Below are 748 nucleotides of genomic sequence, written 5' to 3'. Positions count from 1 at the left end.
CGTTCGCGCTCGGGCTCGAGGCCTGCCGCGAGATCATGCAGCGCGGCGCAAATCCGGCGGCTCTGCGCTTGTACGACGCATTCGAGAGCGGCGTTCAGTTCGCCCTGCCCGAGACCAACGTGCTGCTGGTCGCCGACGAGGGCGAGCGCACGATCGTGGACAGCGTCATCGGAATCAGCGAGCAGGTCTGCGCCGGGTCGGGCGACAGGCTCGATGGCGCGGCCATCTTCGAGCGCTGGCTCGACACGCGCTACCTGACCGGCAAAAGCGCCGAGGGCTTCCAGCGCGGCCCGGGCTTCGTTGCCGACACGCTGGAGATGGCCGGCCCATGGCGCGACCTCCCCGCCATCTATGCCGACGTGGTGCAGGCCATCGCCGCAGTCCCCGGCACGCTGGCCGGATCCGCGCACCAGTCGCACGCCTACGTGGACGGCGCCTGCCTCTACTTCTCCCTGCGCGGCGAGGTCGCGGTGCAGGAGCGCGAGAAGTGGTATCGCCAGGCGTGGGACGCGGCGAACGCCGTCCTGCTCCGGTACCACGCGGCGCTGAGCCACCACCATGGCATCGGCCTGCTGCGCGCGCCCTACATGGCCCCGTCGCTGGGTACGGCCTTCCCGCTGCTGGTGGCCGTGAAGCGCGCGCTCGACCCGCAGAACATCCTCAACCCCGGAAAACTCGGCCTCTCCGACCGGCTCGCCCACGAAGCGGACTGACGCATATGGACCACTCCCTCGGTGCCCGCCTGACG

At 70.5% G+C, this 748-nt stretch carries 1 protein-coding gene; it reads left to right on the top strand.

Annotation, left to right across the window (positions count from 1 at the left end; genetic code table 11):
• Positions 1-713: FAD-linked oxidase C-terminal domain-containing protein (locus tag VTU_RS0124690; RefSeq protein ID WP_010110523.1), on the top strand; the 713-nt coding region annotated here is incomplete at its 5' end.
• Positions 714-748 lie beyond the last annotated feature (35 nt).

Origin of the sequence: Verminephrobacter aporrectodeae subsp. tuberculatae At4 (assembly GCF_000193225.1) — a bacterium.
In the GTDB taxonomy this organism is placed as follows: domain Bacteria; phylum Pseudomonadota; class Gammaproteobacteria; order Burkholderiales; family Burkholderiaceae_C; genus Acidovorax; species Acidovorax aporrectodeae.
Note: the sequence above shows the minus strand (reverse complement) of the source record. Positions and strands in the feature narration are given on the sequence as shown.